This is a genomic window from Pseudomonas sp. EL_65y_Pfl2_R96 (assembly GCF_963970905.1).
Lineage (GTDB): Bacteria > Pseudomonadota > Gammaproteobacteria > Pseudomonadales > Pseudomonadaceae > Aquipseudomonas.
The window spans coordinates 23,626-39,173 of the sequence record NZ_CAXAQH010000014.1 but is presented as its reverse complement, the minus strand read 5'-3'; the positions used below and the strand labels follow the sequence as shown (position 1 = coordinate 39,173).

General features: G+C 58.9%; 20 protein-coding genes. 9 read left to right on the top strand and 11 right to left on the bottom strand.

The features are described 5' to 3' along the window. Positions 1–23: 23 nt before the first annotated feature. The 4 genes from AACY49_RS15870 to AACY49_RS15855 all read left to right on the top strand — a co-directional run bounded on the left by AACY49_RS15870 (position 24) and on the right by AACY49_RS15855 (position 3,333). Positions 24–980 (top strand): LysR family transcriptional regulator, encoded by a 957-nt coding sequence (locus AACY49_RS15870; RefSeq protein ID WP_258699805.1) that lies wholly within the window; start codon positions 24–26, stop codon positions 978–980. A gap of 69 nt (positions 981–1,049) precedes the next feature. After that, positions 1,050–1,511 carry a MarR family winged helix-turn-helix transcriptional regulator gene (locus AACY49_RS15865; protein ID WP_339525055.1) on the top strand — a complete coding sequence of 154 codons (462 nt, stop codon included), beginning with the start codon at positions 1,050–1,052 and terminating at the stop codon, positions 1,509–1,511. 354 nt (positions 1,512–1,865) lie between these two features. Then, on the top strand, positions 1,866–2,285 hold the full coding sequence (locus AACY49_RS15860; RefSeq protein ID WP_008009416.1) for an organic hydroperoxide resistance protein: 420 nt from the start codon (positions 1,866–1,868) through the stop codon (positions 2,283–2,285). A gap of 34 nt (positions 2,286–2,319) precedes the next feature. Next, on the top strand, positions 2,320–3,333 hold the full coding sequence (locus tag AACY49_RS15855) for an alpha/beta hydrolase (RefSeq protein ID WP_339524957.1): 1,014 nt from the start codon (positions 2,320–2,322) through the stop codon (positions 3,331–3,333). 185 nt (positions 3,334–3,518) lie between these two features. On the opposite strand, the gene AACY49_RS15850 is transcribed toward AACY49_RS15855, so the two are convergent. Both AACY49_RS15850 and earP read right to left on the bottom strand, forming a co-directional pair. After that, positions 3,519–4,088, bottom strand: a complete 570-nt coding sequence (locus AACY49_RS15850; protein WP_223483792.1) for an elongation factor P — start codon at positions 4,086–4,088, stop codon at positions 3,519–3,521. A gap of 48 nt (positions 4,089–4,136) precedes the next feature. Then, positions 4,137–5,279, bottom strand: coding sequence for an elongation factor P maturation arginine rhamnosyltransferase EarP (earP, locus tag AACY49_RS15845; RefSeq protein WP_339524953.1), 1,143 nt, complete (start codon positions 5,277–5,279; stop codon positions 4,137–4,139). Positions 5,280–5,402: 123 nt separating this feature from the next. Here earP and AACY49_RS15840 point away from each other — a divergent pair, with 123 nt between their 5' ends. Both AACY49_RS15840 and AACY49_RS15835 read left to right on the top strand, forming a co-directional pair. Further along, the gene (locus AACY49_RS15840; protein ID WP_258699801.1) at positions 5,403–5,801 is read left to right on the top strand and encodes a hypothetical protein; all 399 of its coding nucleotides are present in this window, start codon (positions 5,403–5,405) and stop codon (positions 5,799–5,801) included. 14 nt (positions 5,802–5,815) lie between these two features. Then, entirely contained in the window at positions 5,816–6,298 is a 483-nt protein-coding gene (locus AACY49_RS15835) for a GreA/GreB family elongation factor (RefSeq protein WP_339524951.1), read from the top strand. A gap of 16 nt (positions 6,299–6,314) precedes the next feature. Here AACY49_RS15835 and cysB read toward each other — a convergent pair whose 3' ends face one another. From cysB to AACY49_RS15810, 5 genes are all read right to left on the bottom strand, one after another. Further along, a complete protein-coding gene (gene cysB, locus AACY49_RS15830) occupies positions 6,315–7,289 on the bottom strand; it encodes an HTH-type transcriptional regulator CysB (protein ID WP_007899921.1) in 975 nt (324 codons plus the stop codon). A gap of 112 nt (positions 7,290–7,401) precedes the next feature. Then, positions 7,402–7,905: a universal stress protein gene (locus tag AACY49_RS15825; protein ID WP_258699799.1), complete on the bottom strand. Its 504-nt coding sequence runs from the start codon at positions 7,903–7,905 to the stop codon at positions 7,402–7,404. Positions 7,906–8,002: 97 nt separating this feature from the next. Beyond that, the gene (locus AACY49_RS15820; protein WP_320393782.1) at positions 8,003–8,908 is read right to left on the bottom strand and encodes a 5'-nucleotidase; all 906 of its coding nucleotides are present in this window, start codon (positions 8,906–8,908) and stop codon (positions 8,003–8,005) included. A gap of 25 nt (positions 8,909–8,933) precedes the next feature. Further along, positions 8,934–9,890, bottom strand: a complete 957-nt coding sequence (locus AACY49_RS15815) for a putative 2-dehydropantoate 2-reductase (RefSeq protein ID WP_339524947.1) — start codon at positions 9,888–9,890, stop codon at positions 8,934–8,936. Further along, positions 9,887–10,273 carry a thioredoxin family protein gene (locus AACY49_RS15810; protein WP_258699796.1) on the bottom strand — a complete coding sequence of 129 codons (387 nt, stop codon included), beginning with the start codon at positions 10,271–10,273 and terminating at the stop codon, positions 9,887–9,889. Before AACY49_RS15810 ends, AACY49_RS15815 begins: the two co-directional genes overlap by 4 nt. Between AACY49_RS15810 and AACY49_RS15805 the strand changes: the two genes are divergently transcribed. Continuing rightward, positions 10,272–10,715, top strand: coding sequence for a PilZ domain-containing protein (locus tag AACY49_RS15805; protein WP_258699795.1), 444 nt, complete (start codon positions 10,272–10,274; stop codon positions 10,713–10,715). The genes AACY49_RS15810 and AACY49_RS15805 overlap by 2 nt on opposite strands. A gap of 185 nt (positions 10,716–10,900) precedes the next feature. Beyond that, the gene (locus tag AACY49_RS15800; protein WP_258699794.1) at positions 10,901–11,977 is read left to right on the top strand and encodes a 3-deoxy-7-phosphoheptulonate synthase; all 1,077 of its coding nucleotides are present in this window, start codon (positions 10,901–10,903) and stop codon (positions 11,975–11,977) included. 65 nt (positions 11,978–12,042) lie between these two features. Here the strand turns inward: AACY49_RS15800 and AACY49_RS15795 are convergent, their stop codons facing one another. Further along, positions 12,043–12,324, bottom strand: a complete 282-nt coding sequence (locus AACY49_RS15795) for a GNAT family N-acetyltransferase (RefSeq protein ID WP_007939987.1) — start codon at positions 12,322–12,324, stop codon at positions 12,043–12,045. 630 nt (positions 12,325–12,954) lie between these two features. Here AACY49_RS15795 and oprI point away from each other — a divergent pair. Next, positions 12,955–13,206: an outer membrane lipoprotei OprI gene (gene oprI / locus AACY49_RS15790; RefSeq protein WP_003172710.1), complete on the top strand. Its 252-nt coding sequence runs from the start codon at positions 12,955–12,957 to the stop codon at positions 13,204–13,206. A gap of 123 nt (positions 13,207–13,329) precedes the next feature. Here oprI and AACY49_RS15785 read toward each other — a convergent pair whose 3' ends face one another. The 3 genes from AACY49_RS15785 to AACY49_RS15775 all read right to left on the bottom strand — a co-directional run bounded on the left by AACY49_RS15785 (position 13,330) and on the right by AACY49_RS15775 (position 15,546). Continuing rightward, positions 13,330–14,301: a L,D-transpeptidase family protein gene (locus AACY49_RS15785; RefSeq protein ID WP_258699793.1), complete on the bottom strand. Its 972-nt coding sequence runs from the start codon at positions 14,299–14,301 to the stop codon at positions 13,330–13,332. A gap of 289 nt (positions 14,302–14,590) precedes the next feature. Further along, a complete protein-coding gene (locus AACY49_RS15780; RefSeq protein WP_007899882.1) occupies positions 14,591–14,884 on the bottom strand; it encodes a hypothetical protein in 294 nt (97 codons plus the stop codon). Positions 14,885–14,940: 56 nt separating this feature from the next. Beyond that, positions 14,941–15,546, bottom strand: coding sequence for an arylesterase (locus AACY49_RS15775; protein WP_258699792.1), 606 nt, complete (start codon positions 15,544–15,546; stop codon positions 14,941–14,943). Positions 15,547–15,548: the final 2 nt, after the last annotated feature.

Sequence of the window (15,548 nt, the reverse complement as noted above, 5' to 3'; positions counted from 1 at the left end):
TTCGCACAAGCGTTGACGAAGCCATGAATCCCAATCAATTGACTGAACAACTCGGCCTGTTTCTCGATGTGCTGGAAAGTGGCAGCTTTTCCGCCGCGTCCCGCCGCCATCCACTGACGCCATCGGCGGTGGCGCGACGCATCGACAGCCTGGAAAGCGCCGTTGGCAGCCAGTTGTTCATTCGCAGCACCCACGCGGTACGGGCTACTCCGGCCGGTTTGGCCTTTGCCGAGCGCGCGCGGCGGATCGTCGCAGAACTGCGGCTGGCCCGGGCGGAAGCGGTGTCCCTGAGCAACGCGCCGGAGGGCTTGATTCGGGTTGACGCACCGGCAGCGTTCGGACGACGACACCTGGCGCCGGCGATTGCCGATTTCCTGACGTTTTACCCAGGGCTCGACGTGCAATTGCACCTGATCGACAGCTTTGTCGACATGCAGGGCTCGAACCTGGGCAAGGTCGATCTGGTGCTGCGTGCCGGGCAAATGGCCGACACTCGGCTGGTGGCCACCCCGCTGGCGAGCATGGTGCGCATCGCCTGCGCCAGCCCCGATTATCTGCAACGCCGTGGGGTGCCGACCGATCCGGCGCAGTTGGTCGACCACGATGGTCTCGACTGGGAAGGCCTGGCTCCGCCGTTCGCCTGGCGCTTCGAGCGGGACGGGCAGATGCACTTGCACCGGCCTGCACGAATCCGCATGAGCGCCAACAATGCCGAGGCGCTGGTCTGCGGCGCACTGGCCGGGTTGGGCATCGCGCACCTGCCGACCTGGCTGGCCAGCGAATACTTATTACGCGGCGAACTGCTGCCGCTGTTCTGCGAAAACGGCCTGCCAAAACCGGAAAGCACCGGCATTTATGCGTTGCGCCTAGAGCAGCAACCCAGTTCGCGCAGCCGCTTGTTGCTGGAATACCTGAAGACCCGTTTCAGCCCCATCCCACCGTGGGATCTGGCGCTGCAAACCAATCTGGACCGCCACTAGTCCAGAATTATCTGGCGCATTAAAGATTCGCCCGCTAGATTCATGACGATCACTGATCAAGGCTTTGAAATGAACACCGAGCGCAACAACCCGGACAACTGTGACGACCTGCTGCTGGACAATCAGGTCTGCTTCGCCCTGCACTCCACCTCGCTGCTGATGACCAAGGTCTACAAGCCGCTGCTGCAAGCGCTGGGCCTGACGTATCCGCAGTACCTGGCGATGATGGTGTTGTGGGAAAAGGATGGATTGACGGTCGGCGAAATCAGCACCCGGTTGTTGACCGATCCTGGCTCCCTCACCCCGTTGCTCAAGCGCCTGGAAGCCGAAGGCCTGCTGAGCCGCACCCGCAGCCGTGAAGACGAACGGGTGGTGATTGTCGAGCTCACCGAGCAAGGCCATGTGTTGCGAGACAAGGCCCGTGGCATTCCCCAGTGCATTCTCGGTGCCAGCGGACAAACACTGGAACAGTTGAAGAAGCTGCAAGCGGATCTTCAAGCGCTGCGCAGTCACCTGCAAGACAGCCTCTAACCTCCAAAACACCACGAACCCCTTGTGGGAGCGAGCCTGCTCGCGATAGCGGAGTGACATTCAGCATTGATGTTGATTGGCACACCGCTATCGCGAGCAGGCTCGCTCCCACATTTGTTTTGTAGCGCTCTCAAAAATCCGTTTCTCCAACCCGGTCCTCGAAAAAAATTCCCCGCGAAAATCCCGCCTCGACAGCTCTAACTCAAGACTTTTAATCGCGCGCGCCTATTTCGGGTCAAATTTTCTTCAAAATTTATATTGCGCACTAAATATTTGCGAGCTACATTCACTTCGCACTTACTTAGCGCGCAAACATTTAGCGCAAAAATTAAAATCCAGAACGAGGCTCACACCATGCAAACGCTCTATACCGCAATCGCAACCTCCACCGGCGGCCGTGACGGTCGTGCAATCTCCAGCGACAACGTCCTCGACGTCAAACTCGCTACCCCGAAAGAACTCGGTGGTGCCGGCGGCGCGGCGACCAACCCTGAACAACTGTTTGCCGCCGGTTACTCCGCTTGCTTCATCGGCGCACTGAAATTCGTCGCCAGCCAGACCAAACGCAAAATCCCGGACGACGCCTCGATCACCGCCCATGTCGGCATCGGCCAGATCCCTGGCGGTTTCGGTCTGGACATCGACTTGCACATCAGCCTGCCGGGTCTTGAACAAGCCGACGCACAAAGCCTGGTCGAAGCCGCCCATCAGGTCTGCCCGTACTCCAACGCCACCCGTGGCAACGTCGATGTGCGCCTGCACGTTACCGTCTAACCGCTGATTTCCAGGCCCGAACCAGGAGACGAACGTGAGCACTTTGAGCAAAGTATTGACCGGCACCCTTCTCGCCCTGTCCATCAACAGCGCGTTTGCAAGCGACGGGGTTGAACACCACACCCAGGCGTTCCTCGACGTGTTGAATGCTGGCACCGGCAAACCGATGGAACAGCTCAGCCCTGCCGATGCCCGTGCGGTATTGGTGGGTGCGCAGGCCGGGGTGAAGCTGACGCTGCCAAAAGCCGATGTCCGTGAGAAGACCATCCAGGTCGACGGCCAACCGATCAGCCTGACCATCGTTCGGCCGGCCGGGGTCAAGGCCGAGCTGCCAGTGTTCATGTTCTTCCACGGCGGTGGCTGGGTGCTGGGGGACTTCCCGACCCACGAACGGCTGGTGCGGGACCTGGTGACGGGTTCGGGCGCGGCGGCGGTGTTCGTCAATTACACCCCGTCGCCGGAGGCGCATTACCCGGTGGCGATCAACCAGGCCTACGCCGCGACGAAGTGGGTGGCCGAGCACGGTAAAGAGATCAACGTCGACGGCAAACGCCTGGCCGTGGCCGGCAACAGCGTCGGCGGCAACATGGCGGCCGTGGTTGCCCTGATGGCCAAAGACAAGGGCACGCCGGTGATCAGGTTCCAGGTGTTGTTGTGGCCAGTGACTGACGCCAACTTTGAAACGGCGTCCTATAACCAGTTCGCCGAGGGGCATTTCCTCACCAAAAACATGATGAAGTGGTTCTGGGACAACTACACCACTGATGCCAAACAGCGGAACGAGATCTACGCCTCACCGCTGCGGGCAACCACCACGCAACTCAAGGGTCTGCCACCCGCTCTGGTGCAGACGGCCAGCGCCGATGTCTTGCGCGATGAAGGTGAAGCTTACGCCCGCAAACTCGACGAGGCTGGCGTACCAGTCACCGCGGTTCGCTACAACGGCATGATCCACGACTACGGTTTGCTCAACGTGGTGAGCCAGGTGCCCGCGGTGCGTTCGGCGATGCTTCAAGCGTCCGAAGAGCTCAAGCAACACTTGAAATAAAAAACCTGTGGGAGCGAGCCTGCTCGCGATAGCGGTAGATCAGTCAACATCTTTGTTGAATGTGAAGCCGCCATCGCGAGCAGGCTCGCTCCCACAAGGGTTCATCGTTGTTCTTGAAGCTGCATTTCAACTGGCACAAAAAAGCCCGACTCAATGGTCGGGCTTTTTCATTCCTGAGGCGGTGCTTATTTAGCACGGCCTTTGTAGGAACCGCCTTCGCGGGTATCGATCTCGATCTTGTCACCGATTTCGATGAAGTCAGCAACTTGCAGCTCAGTACCGTTGCTCAGCTTGGCAGGCTTCATCACCTTGCCGGAAGTGTCGCCGCGAGCGGAACCTTCGGTGTAGTCAACTACGCGCACGATAGTGGTCGGCAGTTCTACGGAAACCAGACGTTCTTCGAAGAAGATCGCTTCGCAAACATCGGTCATGCCTTCTTCAACGAAAGGCAGAACGGCTTCGATGTCTTCAGCGTTCAGCTCGTACATGGTGTAGTCGGTGGTGTCCATGAACGTGTAGGAGTCGCCGCTGATGAAGGACAGGGTCGCTTCTTTGCGGTCGAGGATTACGTCGTCCAGTTTGTCGTCGGCGCTGTAAACGATCTCGGTCTTGTAACCGGTCAGCAGGTTCTTCAGCTTGGTCTTCATGATCGCGCTGTTACGACCCGACTTGGTGAATTCAGCTTTCTGAACCAGCCAAGGATCGTTTTCGAGACGGATCACCATCCCGGGTTTCAGTTCTTTACCAGTTTTCATTGCGAATATCCGAATTTGGATGGGATTTACAAAAATCTAGGCCGCGTATCATATCCAATTTAGGTAAAACTGTACCAGCGCTGCGGCAAGATCTGCCTGCAAGGCTTGTTCCAGACACCATGTCTCGGCATGTTTTTCCAGTTCCGGCCAGTGTTTGCGGGTTGATTTCCAGTGCTCGGCCATTGTCTCACCTGCATTCCATGCCCGCCATAGACCGCTGATCGCCTCGCCGGCAGGCTTGGACAGGCCTTGGGTGTACAGGTTGAGGAAGGCGTCGAGCTTGTCCAGGTGGATATCTTCGTCCTGCTGATAGATGTGCCAGAGCAGTGGCCGGCCTGCCCATTGCGCGCGAACAAAAGAATCTTCGCCGCGCACGGCGTTGAAATCGCAGCTCCACAGCAGCAGGTCGTATTGATCCTGTCGGACGAACGGCAGCACTTGCACGGTCAAGGCATCGCGCACATGCACCGCACCGACTGTCAGCCCGTTGACCCCGAGCCAGCGTTCGACGTCGCCGAGAATCCGCCCTTCGGGCACCAGCAGATGAGTCGGCGCCGAATCGGCAGCCATGGCGTCGAGCCAACTGGCCAGCCCGGTATTTTCGTAGGCAAATAACGAGATCAGCTGCGCGTTTGACGCGCGATCAATACCCAAGCCTTGCAGGAATGCTCGCTGAGCTTGCGGACTTTGCTGAAATTGCCGACGCCGCTCGAGCAATCCGCTTTCACGCAGCAAGCCACCCGTACCCTTGCGAAAGCCCGGGAAGAAAAAGAACTTCTGCACATTCTTGTACTTCACCGACGGCAAGCCGTGACAACCGACGACCCAGTCTTCGGCGCTCAGATAATCGAGGTTCATCCACAGCGGCGGCTTTTCCCGTTCGGCCATGGCCTCCATGTAAACACTCGGCAACTGGCAGGCGAACGCGGCGATGACGACATCTGCGGCTTCGGTGGGCTGCCAGTCCGCTGACCACTGTCGCACCTCGACACCCTGCTGCCACTGCTGCGCGGCGTGGATGTCGATTTCTGGACACAACCGTTCGAAGGCCCGCAGGTCGTCGACCCACAGGCGCACCGCCACTGAATGTTCGGCCACCAATTGTCGGGCCAGGCGCCAGGTCACACCAATATCACCAAAGTTGTCGACCACGGTGCAAAAAATATCCCAGCGGGTTTTCATTTCAGGCATTCCAGGCTCCCGTTGGCAAAGGCGCCGATTGTCCGCATAAATTACCCCGTGCAGAAGAGCCGACGACGATTAATCTTCGTGCGACAATCGCACTCCCCCGCGACCACCCGCCAGGAGGCAGTAATGCCCTACCGTCCCAACCCGCGCCGTCCCTTGCCGATCCAGTTTAATGCGCTGCGACTGACCGGCAGCATTGCCCTTGGCTTGTGGCTGGGATTCATCGCAATCGCACTGACTTGCTGGCTCGCCTGGCGCCTGTTGTTCAACGAGCAATTGGCGCCCTTGGCCCAAGCGGTGGAGCAACTGGCCAAGCCGCCGGTGATTGAGCAACCCGCCCCGCAAAACCCGATGTTCGAACAGTACGAGGAACACCTGCGCAGGAACGAGCAGCAGCAAATGGTGGAACAGGCCAGAAGCAGCAAACACAATCTGGCCAATCCAAAATGCCAGTTCTGGCTGCAACAGGACCAGACCGCGCCGAGCGAAAAAAGCCGCGCCAACGTCGTGCAATTCTGCGATTGATCATGAAGCTCTCTATGCACAAGCCGACCGTCCACCAACTGATTATCGACAAGCTGCGGATCGATCTCGACATCGCCGAGCGTGCCGCGCAAACCGCTTACGAAACCGCGACCCACGAAGAAAACATCGCCGAGAACAAGTACGACACTCTGGGGCTGGAGGCGTCTTATCTGGCGGCCGGACAGGCCAGACGGGTGGAAGAAATCAGGCAGTCATTGAGCCTTTGCCAGAACCTGACATTGCGGCCTTATGACGACCGGCGCGGTATCGAAGTCGGCGCCCTGCTCGGCCTGGAAGACGAAAAGGGTCGCGAACAATGGCTGTTCCTGGCCCCCGACGCGGCCGGGCTGAAGGTTGATCTGGTGGGGCAACTGATTACCGTCATCACCCCTCGCTCGCCGCTGGGCAAAAGCCTGCTGGGCAAGTTCGAAGGGGATGAAGTGGAGATTCTGGTGGCGGGCGCTCGGCAACAGTTTTCTGTCACCGAGGTGGTCTAGGCAAGAAGATTAACGATTAATGCACCGGCAGTTCGACGCCGTCGAACAGCTCTTCCAGTTCCTGCTTGTTGTGGCACTGAATGGCCTTGGCCATGACTTCGCGGGTCAGGTGCGGCGCGAACTTCTCGATGAAGTCGCACATGAAGCCACGCAGGAACGTGCCACGACGGAAACCGATTTTGGTAATGCTGGATTCGAACAACTCGCTGGCATCGAGCACCACCAGATCACTATCGAGCTTGGTGTCGACCGCCATTTTCGCCACGATACCCACGCCCAGACCCAGGCGAACATACGTCTTGATCACGTCGGCGTCGGCGGCGGTGAACACCACTTTTGGTGTCAGGCCGCGATGGCTGAAGGCTTCGTCGAGTTTCGAACGGCCGGTGAAACCGAACACGTAGGTCACGATCGGGTATTCAGCCAGGGCTTCGAGGGTCAGCTTCGACAGCTTGGTCAGCGGGTGGCCCTGAGGCACAACCACGCAGCGGTTCCAGCGGTAGCACGGCATCATCACCAGGTCACCGAACAACTCCAGGGCTTCGGTGGCGATGGCGAAATCGACGGTGCCGTCAGCGGCCATCTCGGCGATCTGCATCGGCGACCCTTGGTGCATGTGCAGGGCAACGTCCGGATATTGCTTGATGAAATTGCTGATCACCGGCGGTAATGCATAACGCGCCTGAGTGTGAGTGGTGGCGATCGACAGAGTGCCCTTTTTCTCGTTGGAGAACTCCTGGGCGATCTGCTTGATGCTTTCAACCTTGCGCAGGATCTCACCGGCGGTGGTGATGATGCGCTCACCCGCCGGGGTTACACGAGTCAGGTGTTTACCGCTGCGGGCGAAAACCTCGACCCCCAATTCGTCTTCCAGCAGACGGATCTGCTTGCTGATGCCCGGTTGCGAGGTGTAGAGGCTTTGGGCTGTAGCGGAAACGTTGAGGTCGTGGTGCGCCACTTCCCAGATGTAGCGCAATTGTTGAAGCTTCATATGAATCCCTCAAAGCAGGTAGACGCCACGGGCATCAGCGACGGTATATAACTATATTAATGGTTTGATGAATAAATCTAGAACTTTTTATCAAAGTGCCATTATTCGAGTTCTAGCGATCCTCTTTGCGGCGACGCTCCACCAGCGGCACCAGATAGACCGGCACCCTGGCCAGTTGCAACACGCGCGCAGCGGTCCGGCCCAACGGTGTTTCCGCCCCGGCGCCATGACTGTGGCTTCCTACGATCAGCAAATCGACAGAGAGTTTCTGCGCCTGATCGAGAATCACCTGTGACGGATCGCCCTGCAGCACCCGCACCGCTTGAATCCGCTGCAAATCCTGCTCGCCTTCATCCCCCAGTTCTTCGCGAAAGTTGTCGAGCACTCGTTGCTGGATATTGGCGATCACCGTGTTCAGACCCTGACTGTGAAATTCGTTCAAGGACTTCTCGTCGAGGTAACTCTGCAACACGGATTCAGCAAACAGCCCCATGGGCTCTACCGCGTGCACCACGTACAAGTCGGCATTGAATGTTCGAGCCAGTTCCAAGGCATGCTGCATCACCAATGGTGCGTACAGACCCAAGTCAGTGGCGTACAGCATCGAACGAATCATATGACCTCCTCAAATGCCAACATGGCGGAGATTGATTCAGCTTAGCAGTGCCGTGGCGAGTGCGGCGTCCGGCGCAAACCCATTGAACCGAAGGGCTTTAAACCGACGGTTCGTTACTGATGCCATGGGGCACGTGCCCGGTGGCGACCACTTCGCGGGCCAGCTCGCAATGGCCGGCCTGATCGTCGAAAAATACGTCGGCGGCAAAGGCTTCGAGAAAAGCCGATTTGGTCAGGCCGCCGAGGAACAGCGATTCGTCCAGACGGATGTCCCACTCGCGCAAGGTACGGATCACCCGTTCATGGGCCGGCGCTGATCGTGCGGTCACCAGTGCGGTGCGGATCGGACAGGCGTCATCGGGAAACTCGCGCTGCAACAAATTGAGGGCTGCCAGGAAGCCTTTGAACGGCCCTCCACGCAAAGGCTCGCGGGCTGCCTCACGCTCGCTCGCCTGAAACGCCGCAAGACCTCCCGACTGATAAACCCGCTCCGACTCGTCGGAAAACAGCACCGCGTCACCGTCGAAAGCAATGCGCAGTTCATCGCTGGCGGCGCGACTGGCACCGCCCGACAGAATAGTCGCTGCGGCGAAACCGGCATCCAGCGCACTGCGCACATCGTCGGCATGGGTCGAAAGAAACAGGTCGCAGCCAAAGGCCTTGAGGTACGGATAAGGACTGCGCCCGCCGACAAATGCCGCGCGCGAGATCGCCAGGCCATAGTGATGAATCGAGTTGAAAACCCGCAGGCCGGTGTCGGCGCTGTTGCGCGACACCAGGATCACCTCGACCCGGGCACGGCCGAGACTGGCGTTCAGGTTCAGGAGTTTTTCCACCAACGGGAATGCATCGCCGGGCTCGAGAATTTCGTCTTCGTGTTCGATCTGGTACTGCCGATAGGCCTCGACGCCGCTCGACAGATAGACCTTGTGGCTCTCGCTCAAATCGAACAGCGCTCGCGAAGAAATCGCCAGCACCAGTTTGTCGTCTATGACATTCGCCATGCCCTTCCCCTTTCTTTTGACCGACTCAGTGATTACGTCGGTCGATAAAACTCAAGCTGCGATACAGAGCTTCGATTCGCGGCAACTCGCATCCCGCCGTCCTCGCCGCAGCCAGTGGCCGAGCGTAGATCGCGTCCAGCTCCAGCGGCCGCTTGTGCAAAAAGTCGTGGTACATGCTCGGCCAGTAGTCGGGCATTTTCTCGGTCATCATGAACAGATAGTCGGCGTAATCCGGCGGCATGTCATGGCCGCAGGCCTTGGCCCCCTGAACCACTTCGGCCATCAAGGCCTGAATCAGCGCGCGGCTGTCGACATCCGCCATCAACGGTGTGGTGCTGGCCCCGAGCAGCACCGACAGACCGTTGTAGGGGATATTCCAGACCAGTTTCTGCCAGCGCGCCTGGTGCAGGTTCGGCATGGCCTGGGCGTCGATGCCGGCAGCGTGGAACAACCCGGCGCCCTCCTCGACGATGCTCATGCGCGCCTGTTCATTGGCGGCGGGGCCGCTGTGGTAGCCGACATTCACGGCACCGAGCGCCTGATGGGTGATGACACCAGGGCCGGCGCGATGCACGCAGATCAGACAAAGTCCGCCGAGCAGGTGCAGCGAATCGGGGAGCAAAGCACGCAGGCTGTCTTCGACCTCCAGGCCATTTTGCAGCAGCAGCACTTTGGCATCAGGCGCCGCGGCTTGAATAATGGCCGGCGCCAAGCCTGCATTGCTGGTGGTCTTGGCGCCCACCAGCAGCCAGTCACAGGGCGGCATGTCGGCAGCCGACGAATAGGCCTGGACCGGGTTCAGGGTCAGCGGGCCCAACGACGCATGGTCGAGATGCAAGCCGCGTTCGGCCACCGCAGAAAACTCACTGCGCAACAGAAAATGCACATCGAAGCCGGCACGCGCCAGCATCAGCCCGTAGAAACCACCGATAGCGCCGGTCCCGATAATGCCGATCGTCGGCCTGGCCACTGTGCCTGTCATGGCAACTCCTCTGCTTGTCGACTCAGCGCCTGACCCAGGGCCTCGTTGAGTGCCGTGCGGGTCAGACGCGACTGTAGCGCCCCGAAGAACTCACCGTCGCGCACCACAAACAGCGCCGGCAAATGAAAGACCCGATAACGCTCGACCACCCCGCCATTGTTCCCTGCATCGATCCAGCACAGCCGATCGACCATCAGATCGAGCCCGGGCAACTGCTCACGGGCAAAACGGCAACTGGCGCAGCCGACGCTGGTAAAAATCACCAGTGAAATGCCGCTCATCGCCAGCAACCGTTGGTCGGCGTCGAAATCGGTCAGTTCCGATTCGACCACTATACTGGGAGAAACGATGTCAGATGGCCGACACAGGGAGTCCGTGTTCATGAGACGTTATCTTCCTCATCCTGACGATGTGCCCGTCGAATTAACGTTGCTCAAACATGAGTGTATTTCGCGGCAAGAGCTGCACACTATCAGCCTCGGCGGCATGGCTTGCAATTACCACCGCGCGTGGCGACGGGGTACGGCACTCGAAGTGCGCATGCCGACCCTGAGCACCACAGTCTGTTATCTGGGCTATGTGGCGTGGTGTCTGCGACGAAAACGCGGCTATCTGGTGGGGATCGCCTTCATCGACGAACAGACGCTATTTTGCGCGCGGATGGGTGAACAGGTCTGCCAGATCGAACGTTACTGCCGTCAGCATGAACTCCAAAGCGAACAGCAGAGCAATGAGAGCCTGGCGCTCGAATGGGTCCAGCAGCACGCCGACGAGTTCTCCCACGACACGGTTCACCAGGCATTTGCACAGCCAGTGCTGGGTTAGGGGGCGTTCTCAATTTGTTTCCCCGGCGGGGAAACTCACTGAGAATGCCCCCTAAACCAGTGTCTGCCCATTGTCGAGCCACGGTGTAACGCGCTAAGGTTCGACTCCCCGACGCGCTTAAATTTGCTGTGCTCCGCCGCGCGGGGATCGCTGGCGGCCGGCACCCGTGACCTGACGAGTAAACGATGGCTGATTTACCGATCAACGACCTTAACGTCGCCTCCAACGAGACCCTGATCACTCCCGATCAGCTCAAGCGTGATATCCCTCTGAGCGACACTGCCCTGCGCACCGTCACCAAGGGCCGCGAAGTCATTCGCAACATTCTTGATGGCACCGACCACCGCCTGTTCGTCGTGATCGGGCCGTGCTCGATCCATGACATCAAGGCTGCCCACGAATACGCCGAACGCCTGAAGGTACTCGCAGCCGAAGTGTCCGATACCCTGTATCTGGTCATGCGCGTGTATTTCGAGAAGCCACGCACCACCGTCGGCTGGAAAGGCTTGATCAACGATCCGTACCTGGACGACTCGTTCAAGATTCAGGATGGCCTGCACATCGGTCGTCAGTTGCTGCTGGACCTGGCCGAGATGGGCCTGCCAACCGCAACCGAAGCCCTCGATCCGATCTCCCCGCAATACTTGCAGGACCTGATCAGCTGGTCGGCGATTGGCGCGCGCACCACCGAATCCCAGACTCACCGTGAAATGGCTTCCGGCCTGTCCTCGGCCGTCGGCTTCAAGAACGGCACCGATGGCGGCCTGACGGTGGCAATCAACGCCCTGCAATCGGTTTCCAGCCCGCACCGTTTCCTGGGCATCAACCAGGAAGGTGGTGTGTCGATCGTCACCACCAAGGGCAATGCCTACGGTCACGTGGTATTGCGTGGCGGTAACGGCAAGCCGAACTACGATTCGGTCAGCGTCGCCCTCTGCGAGCAAGCGCTGAACAAGGCGAAGATCAAACCGAACATCATGGTCGATTGCAGCCACGCCAACTCCAACAAAGACCCGGCCCTGCAACCGCTGGTGATGGAGAACGTCGCCAACCAGATCCTCGAAGGCAACCAGTCGATCATCGGCCTGATGGTCGAAAGTCACCTGAACTGGGGCTGCCAGGCGATCCCTAAAGACCTCGCCGACCTGCAATACGGCGTATCGATCACCGATGCCTGCATCGATTGGACCGCCACCGAAAACACCTTGCGCAGCATGCACACCAAGCTCAAGGACGTGCTGCCCAAACGCAATCGCAGCTGATCGCCGTTTCACGCATAAAAAAACGCCAGGCTTAAACCTGGCGTTTTTTTATGCGTTCGTTTTGTTCACAGCTTGGCGGCATGCCGCTGGTGACGCTCCATGTAGCGCTCCACGTAGGAGCACGATGGAATGACGGTGTAGCCCATTTCATCAGCGTATTGCAGTGCCTGTTCGGTCAATGCCGCCGCAATGCCGCGACCACGCAGTGCGTTGGGCACGAAGGTGCGATAGATATCCAGGGTCTGTTTCCCCAGATCCATATAGGTCAGGTAGGCACGATAACCGTCCACAGTGGTCTCGAACTGATGACCAGCCTGGTCATGGTGGATGGACAACGCCTCGCTCATTACTACTCCTCGCGGGTCTTTAATTCTGACCCCTACCTTACCGATGTTTTTCCGGCGAAGGAACATCTACGCCACCCCGTGCCTGAATGGACACCGAGAAAAGCCGCACCAATCTCGCACAACCAGGCACGTATCAAATAGTAGGCACCATTGGCAGAAATGCTCAAGGGACACTCGTCATGCTGGCAGGCGGGTGCTGCTCCGGGTGATGGGACGACTCGACCGGTGTCTTGCCGGGTCGAAGCCTGAACATTGCCGGATATTGAGACTTAAGACGAGCGCCCTTTGTTTAAGTCACCTCAACATGGATAAAGATATGAGAGCGGCTGCGCAAAATTCGAACAAAAGTGTGGACGATTCCATCTAGACAGACTTTAGCCAAGACTGAAAAACAGCTGCCGACGCGGGGAACTTTTCCCCGGCGGCTCGTTCAGTTCGGGCCTCGCAGCTGGGTATTTTTTATACAATGCAGTTAAAAGTTGCTCGAAAAAGAATCAACGCCTACAATTTTTTTTGCTTCTTGCGCTACGTCAGTTTACTTACTACAAGTAATGGGTAGTATGTACGCCGGCTATTTCCTCACTCTGAGGAGATAGCTACTTAAATAGAAAGTCCTTGAAGGGGAACACGATGAACAACGTTCTGAAATTCTCTGCTCTGGCTCTGGCCGCAGTTCTGGCTACCGGTTGCAGCAGCGTATCGAAAGAAACCGAAGCACGTCTGACTGCTACTGAAGACGCAGCAGCTCGCTCCCAGGCTCGTGCAGACGAAGCTTACCGTAAAGCTGATGAAGCTCTGGCTGCTGCTCAAAAAGCACAACAGACTGCTGACGAAGCTAACGAGCGTGCTCTGCGCATGCTGGAAAAAGCTAGCCGCAAGTAATAATCCTTCGGGATTGTTATCAAGCCGACCCATTTTATGGGTCGGCTTTTTTATGGCCCGCAGTTTCTGCCGGCCATAAAAAACCCGCCGATGCGGCCTGCATCGGCGGGTTGCTTTAACGCGTTACTGCTGCAGGTCGATTGGCGCGCTCGATACCATCGGTACCGACGTATTCGGCACGGCGATTTCCACCGGCAGGCCATCTTCAGCGGCCACCACATCACGCACCACATCCCAGTTCATGCGCAAGTTGTTGGTGATGTCCTCACGCTTGAGCATCGCATTGATCACTGCGGTGTGCTTGTCGACCACCGACGGGTTGCCCTTGTCATCCAGCGGTGTGTGCGCCTCCAGATAGACCTTGCCGCCACTGAGACCAAACTTGTACGGGTCGCTGAGGATGCGCACCGACGTCCCGACCGGCACCATGCTGGCCATTTCCAGCACGTTGTTGTTGAACATGCGAAAGCAGCCGTGGCTGGTGCGCATACCGATGCCGAATTTCTTGTTCGAACCGTGGATCAGGTAACCGGGAGTGCCCAGGGTGAATTTGAACGGCCCCAGCGGGTTGTCCGGGCCAGCCGGCACCACGTTCGGCAGTGGGTCGCCATCGGCCGCGTGCTCGGCCTTGATCGACGCTGGAGGTGTCCAGCTCGGGTTCGGCGTCTTGGCGATGATGCTGGTGTGGGCAATCGGCGAACCCCAGCCTTCACGGCCGATACCCAGCGGGAAGGTGTACACCACGTTCCGGCCTTTCGGGTAGTAGTAGAGGCGGTATTCAGCCAGGTTGATGACGATGCCTTCACGGGGGCCCGGCGGCAGGATGAAGCGGGTCGGCAGCACGATTTCGGTACCTGCGCCCGGCAACCATGGATCGACACCGGGGTTGGCCGCGACCATTTCCAAATAGCCCAGATCGTAGGTGGTGCCAAGGTCGGCGAAGGTGTCTTCGTACTTGGCCTTGATCACTTGCACCTGGCCGATGATGTCTTCACCGGGCGGTGGCAGGGGTAGCTCCAATGCTGCAACGGGACCCGCCACGCAGAGGGCGGCAAGAGACAGGCAGCGGGTGACGGCGGGAAAGCGCGGCAACATCCGGAAAATCCTTCGCATGATCGACAAGGGTATAAAAACAGGATTGTACACCGCCGCCCGTTATTTCGGGGAGACGTAAAGACCTGTGGTTGGGGGACCTGCGGTGAGGGGCTTGCCTGTGGGGGGGGCTTGTCTGTGGCGAGGGAGCTTGCTCCCGTTCGGCGGCGTAGCCGTCGTGAAACCGGTAAATGCGTTTTTACTGTAGAACCTCGGTGATCGGAATTCAGGCCTGCTTCACAGTCCAGCGGGAGCAAGCTCCCTCGCCACAGGAGCCCCCTCGCTACAGGGCCTAAAGCTCGAACCGCAACTCAGGCCAGATCGGCGAGGTGCCGCGTTTTTGCGATTCCAGAATGGCCCGGCACAGCGAGCACAGGCGCTGGTCCTGGAACACAGTACGGTCGACGCTCGACCAGCGCGGTTGCGCCGGCAACAGGCTGCCGCACAAGGTTCGGTCCGCCGAGCCGCCCAGTTCCAGCTGACGGGTCACCAGATGTACCCGCACTTCCTGGCAGGCGAACAGATCCAGCTGTTCGTCAGGCTCGATCAGTTGATAAGCAAAAAGGGACCAGGCAGGACGCGGCATCGGGGGCTCCAAATCGGGGGCGCCACCTTAGCCGAAACACCGCCGCTAGAAAAGCGTCAAAGCAGCGGTTTCAGTGTCGGCCAGACATTTTCCAGCAACTTGCCCTGAGCCCCCACCGCCGGGTGCAGGCCGTCGGATTGCATCAGGTCCGGATGACCGCCCACGCCGTCGAGAAAAAACGGCACCAGCGGGATTTTTTTCTCGTCGGCCACTTTGGTGTAGGCCTCGGCAAAGGCCCGGGTGTAACGCACACCGTAATTGGGCGGCAATTGCATGCCGAGCAACAACACCTTGGCGCCACTGGCGCGGGAGCTGTCGATCATCGACGCAAGATTTTGTTGCAATTGTGTTGGCAGCATTCCGCGCAGCCCATCGTTGCCCCCCAATTCGAGGATAACGAGCTCAGGCTTATGCTCTGCAAGCAGCGCCGGCAGGCGCGCCCGGCCTCCGGCACTGGTGTCGCCGCTGATGGACGCATTGACCACCTTATCGTCGAAACCTTCGCGCTTGAGCCGTTGCTCGAGCAACGACACCCACCCCACCCGGGTATCCAGGCCGAAACCGGCGCTGATACTATCGCCAACGATCAGGACGGTACCCGCCGCTGCGCTCTGGGCCATGCACATCAAGGCCAGGCCAGCACTCAAAAACCACACACGCATCG

What these genes read in the sequence shown, in the direction of transcription:
- AACY49_RS15800 (WP_258699794.1), top strand. Translation starts at nt 10,901, where the DNA reads ATGGCTGATTTACCGATCAACGACCTTAACGTCGCCTCCAACGAGACC.
- AACY49_RS15825 (WP_258699799.1), bottom strand. Translation starts at nt 7,905, where the DNA reads ATGATTCGTTCGATGCTGTACGCCACTGACTTGGGTCTGTACGCACCA.
- earP (WP_339524953.1), bottom strand. Translation starts at nt 5,279, where the DNA reads ATGCCTGAAATGAAAACCCGCTGGGATATTTTTTGCACCGTGGTCGAC.
- AACY49_RS15810 (WP_258699796.1), bottom strand. Translation starts at nt 10,273, where the DNA reads ATGAACACGGACTCCCTGTGTCGGCCATCTGACATCGTTTCTCCCAGT.
- AACY49_RS15815 (WP_339524947.1), bottom strand. Translation starts at nt 9,890, where the DNA reads ATGACAGGCACAGTGGCCAGGCCGACGATCGGCATTATCGGGACCGGC.
- AACY49_RS15835 (WP_339524951.1), top strand. Translation starts at nt 5,816, where the DNA reads ATGCACAAGCCGACCGTCCACCAACTGATTATCGACAAGCTGCGGATC.
- oprI (WP_003172710.1), top strand. Translation starts at nt 12,955, where the DNA reads ATGAACAACGTTCTGAAATTCTCTGCTCTGGCTCTGGCCGCAGTTCTG.
- AACY49_RS15775 (WP_258699792.1), bottom strand. Translation starts at nt 15,546, where the DNA reads ATGCGTGTGTGGTTTTTGAGTGCTGGCCTGGCCTTGATGTGCATGGCC.
- AACY49_RS15820 (WP_320393782.1), bottom strand. Translation starts at nt 8,908, where the DNA reads ATGGCGAATGTCATAGACGACAAACTGGTGCTGGCGATTTCTTCGCGA.
- cysB (WP_007899921.1), bottom strand. Translation starts at nt 7,289, where the DNA reads ATGAAGCTTCAACAATTGCGCTACATCTGGGAAGTGGCGCACCACGAC.
- AACY49_RS15795 (WP_007939987.1), bottom strand. Translation starts at nt 12,324, where the DNA reads ATGAGCGAGGCGTTGTCCATCCACCATGACCAGGCTGGTCATCAGTTC.
- AACY49_RS15865 (WP_339525055.1), top strand. Translation starts at nt 1,050, where the DNA reads ATGAACACCGAGCGCAACAACCCGGACAACTGTGACGACCTGCTGCTG.
- AACY49_RS15785 (WP_258699793.1), bottom strand. Translation starts at nt 14,301, where the DNA reads ATGTTGCCGCGCTTTCCCGCCGTCACCCGCTGCCTGTCTCTTGCCGCC.
- AACY49_RS15850 (WP_223483792.1), bottom strand. Translation starts at nt 4,088, where the DNA reads ATGAAAACTGGTAAAGAACTGAAACCCGGGATGGTGATCCGTCTCGAA.
- AACY49_RS15840 (WP_258699801.1), top strand. Translation starts at nt 5,403, where the DNA reads ATGCCCTACCGTCCCAACCCGCGCCGTCCCTTGCCGATCCAGTTTAAT.
- AACY49_RS15870 (WP_258699805.1), top strand. Translation starts at nt 24, where the DNA reads ATGAATCCCAATCAATTGACTGAACAACTCGGCCTGTTTCTCGATGTG.
- AACY49_RS15860 (WP_008009416.1), top strand. Translation starts at nt 1,866, where the DNA reads ATGCAAACGCTCTATACCGCAATCGCAACCTCCACCGGCGGCCGTGAC.
- AACY49_RS15780 (WP_007899882.1), bottom strand. Translation starts at nt 14,884, where the DNA reads ATGCCGCGTCCTGCCTGGTCCCTTTTTGCTTATCAACTGATCGAGCCT.
- AACY49_RS15805 (WP_258699795.1), top strand. Translation starts at nt 10,272, where the DNA reads ATGAGACGTTATCTTCCTCATCCTGACGATGTGCCCGTCGAATTAACG.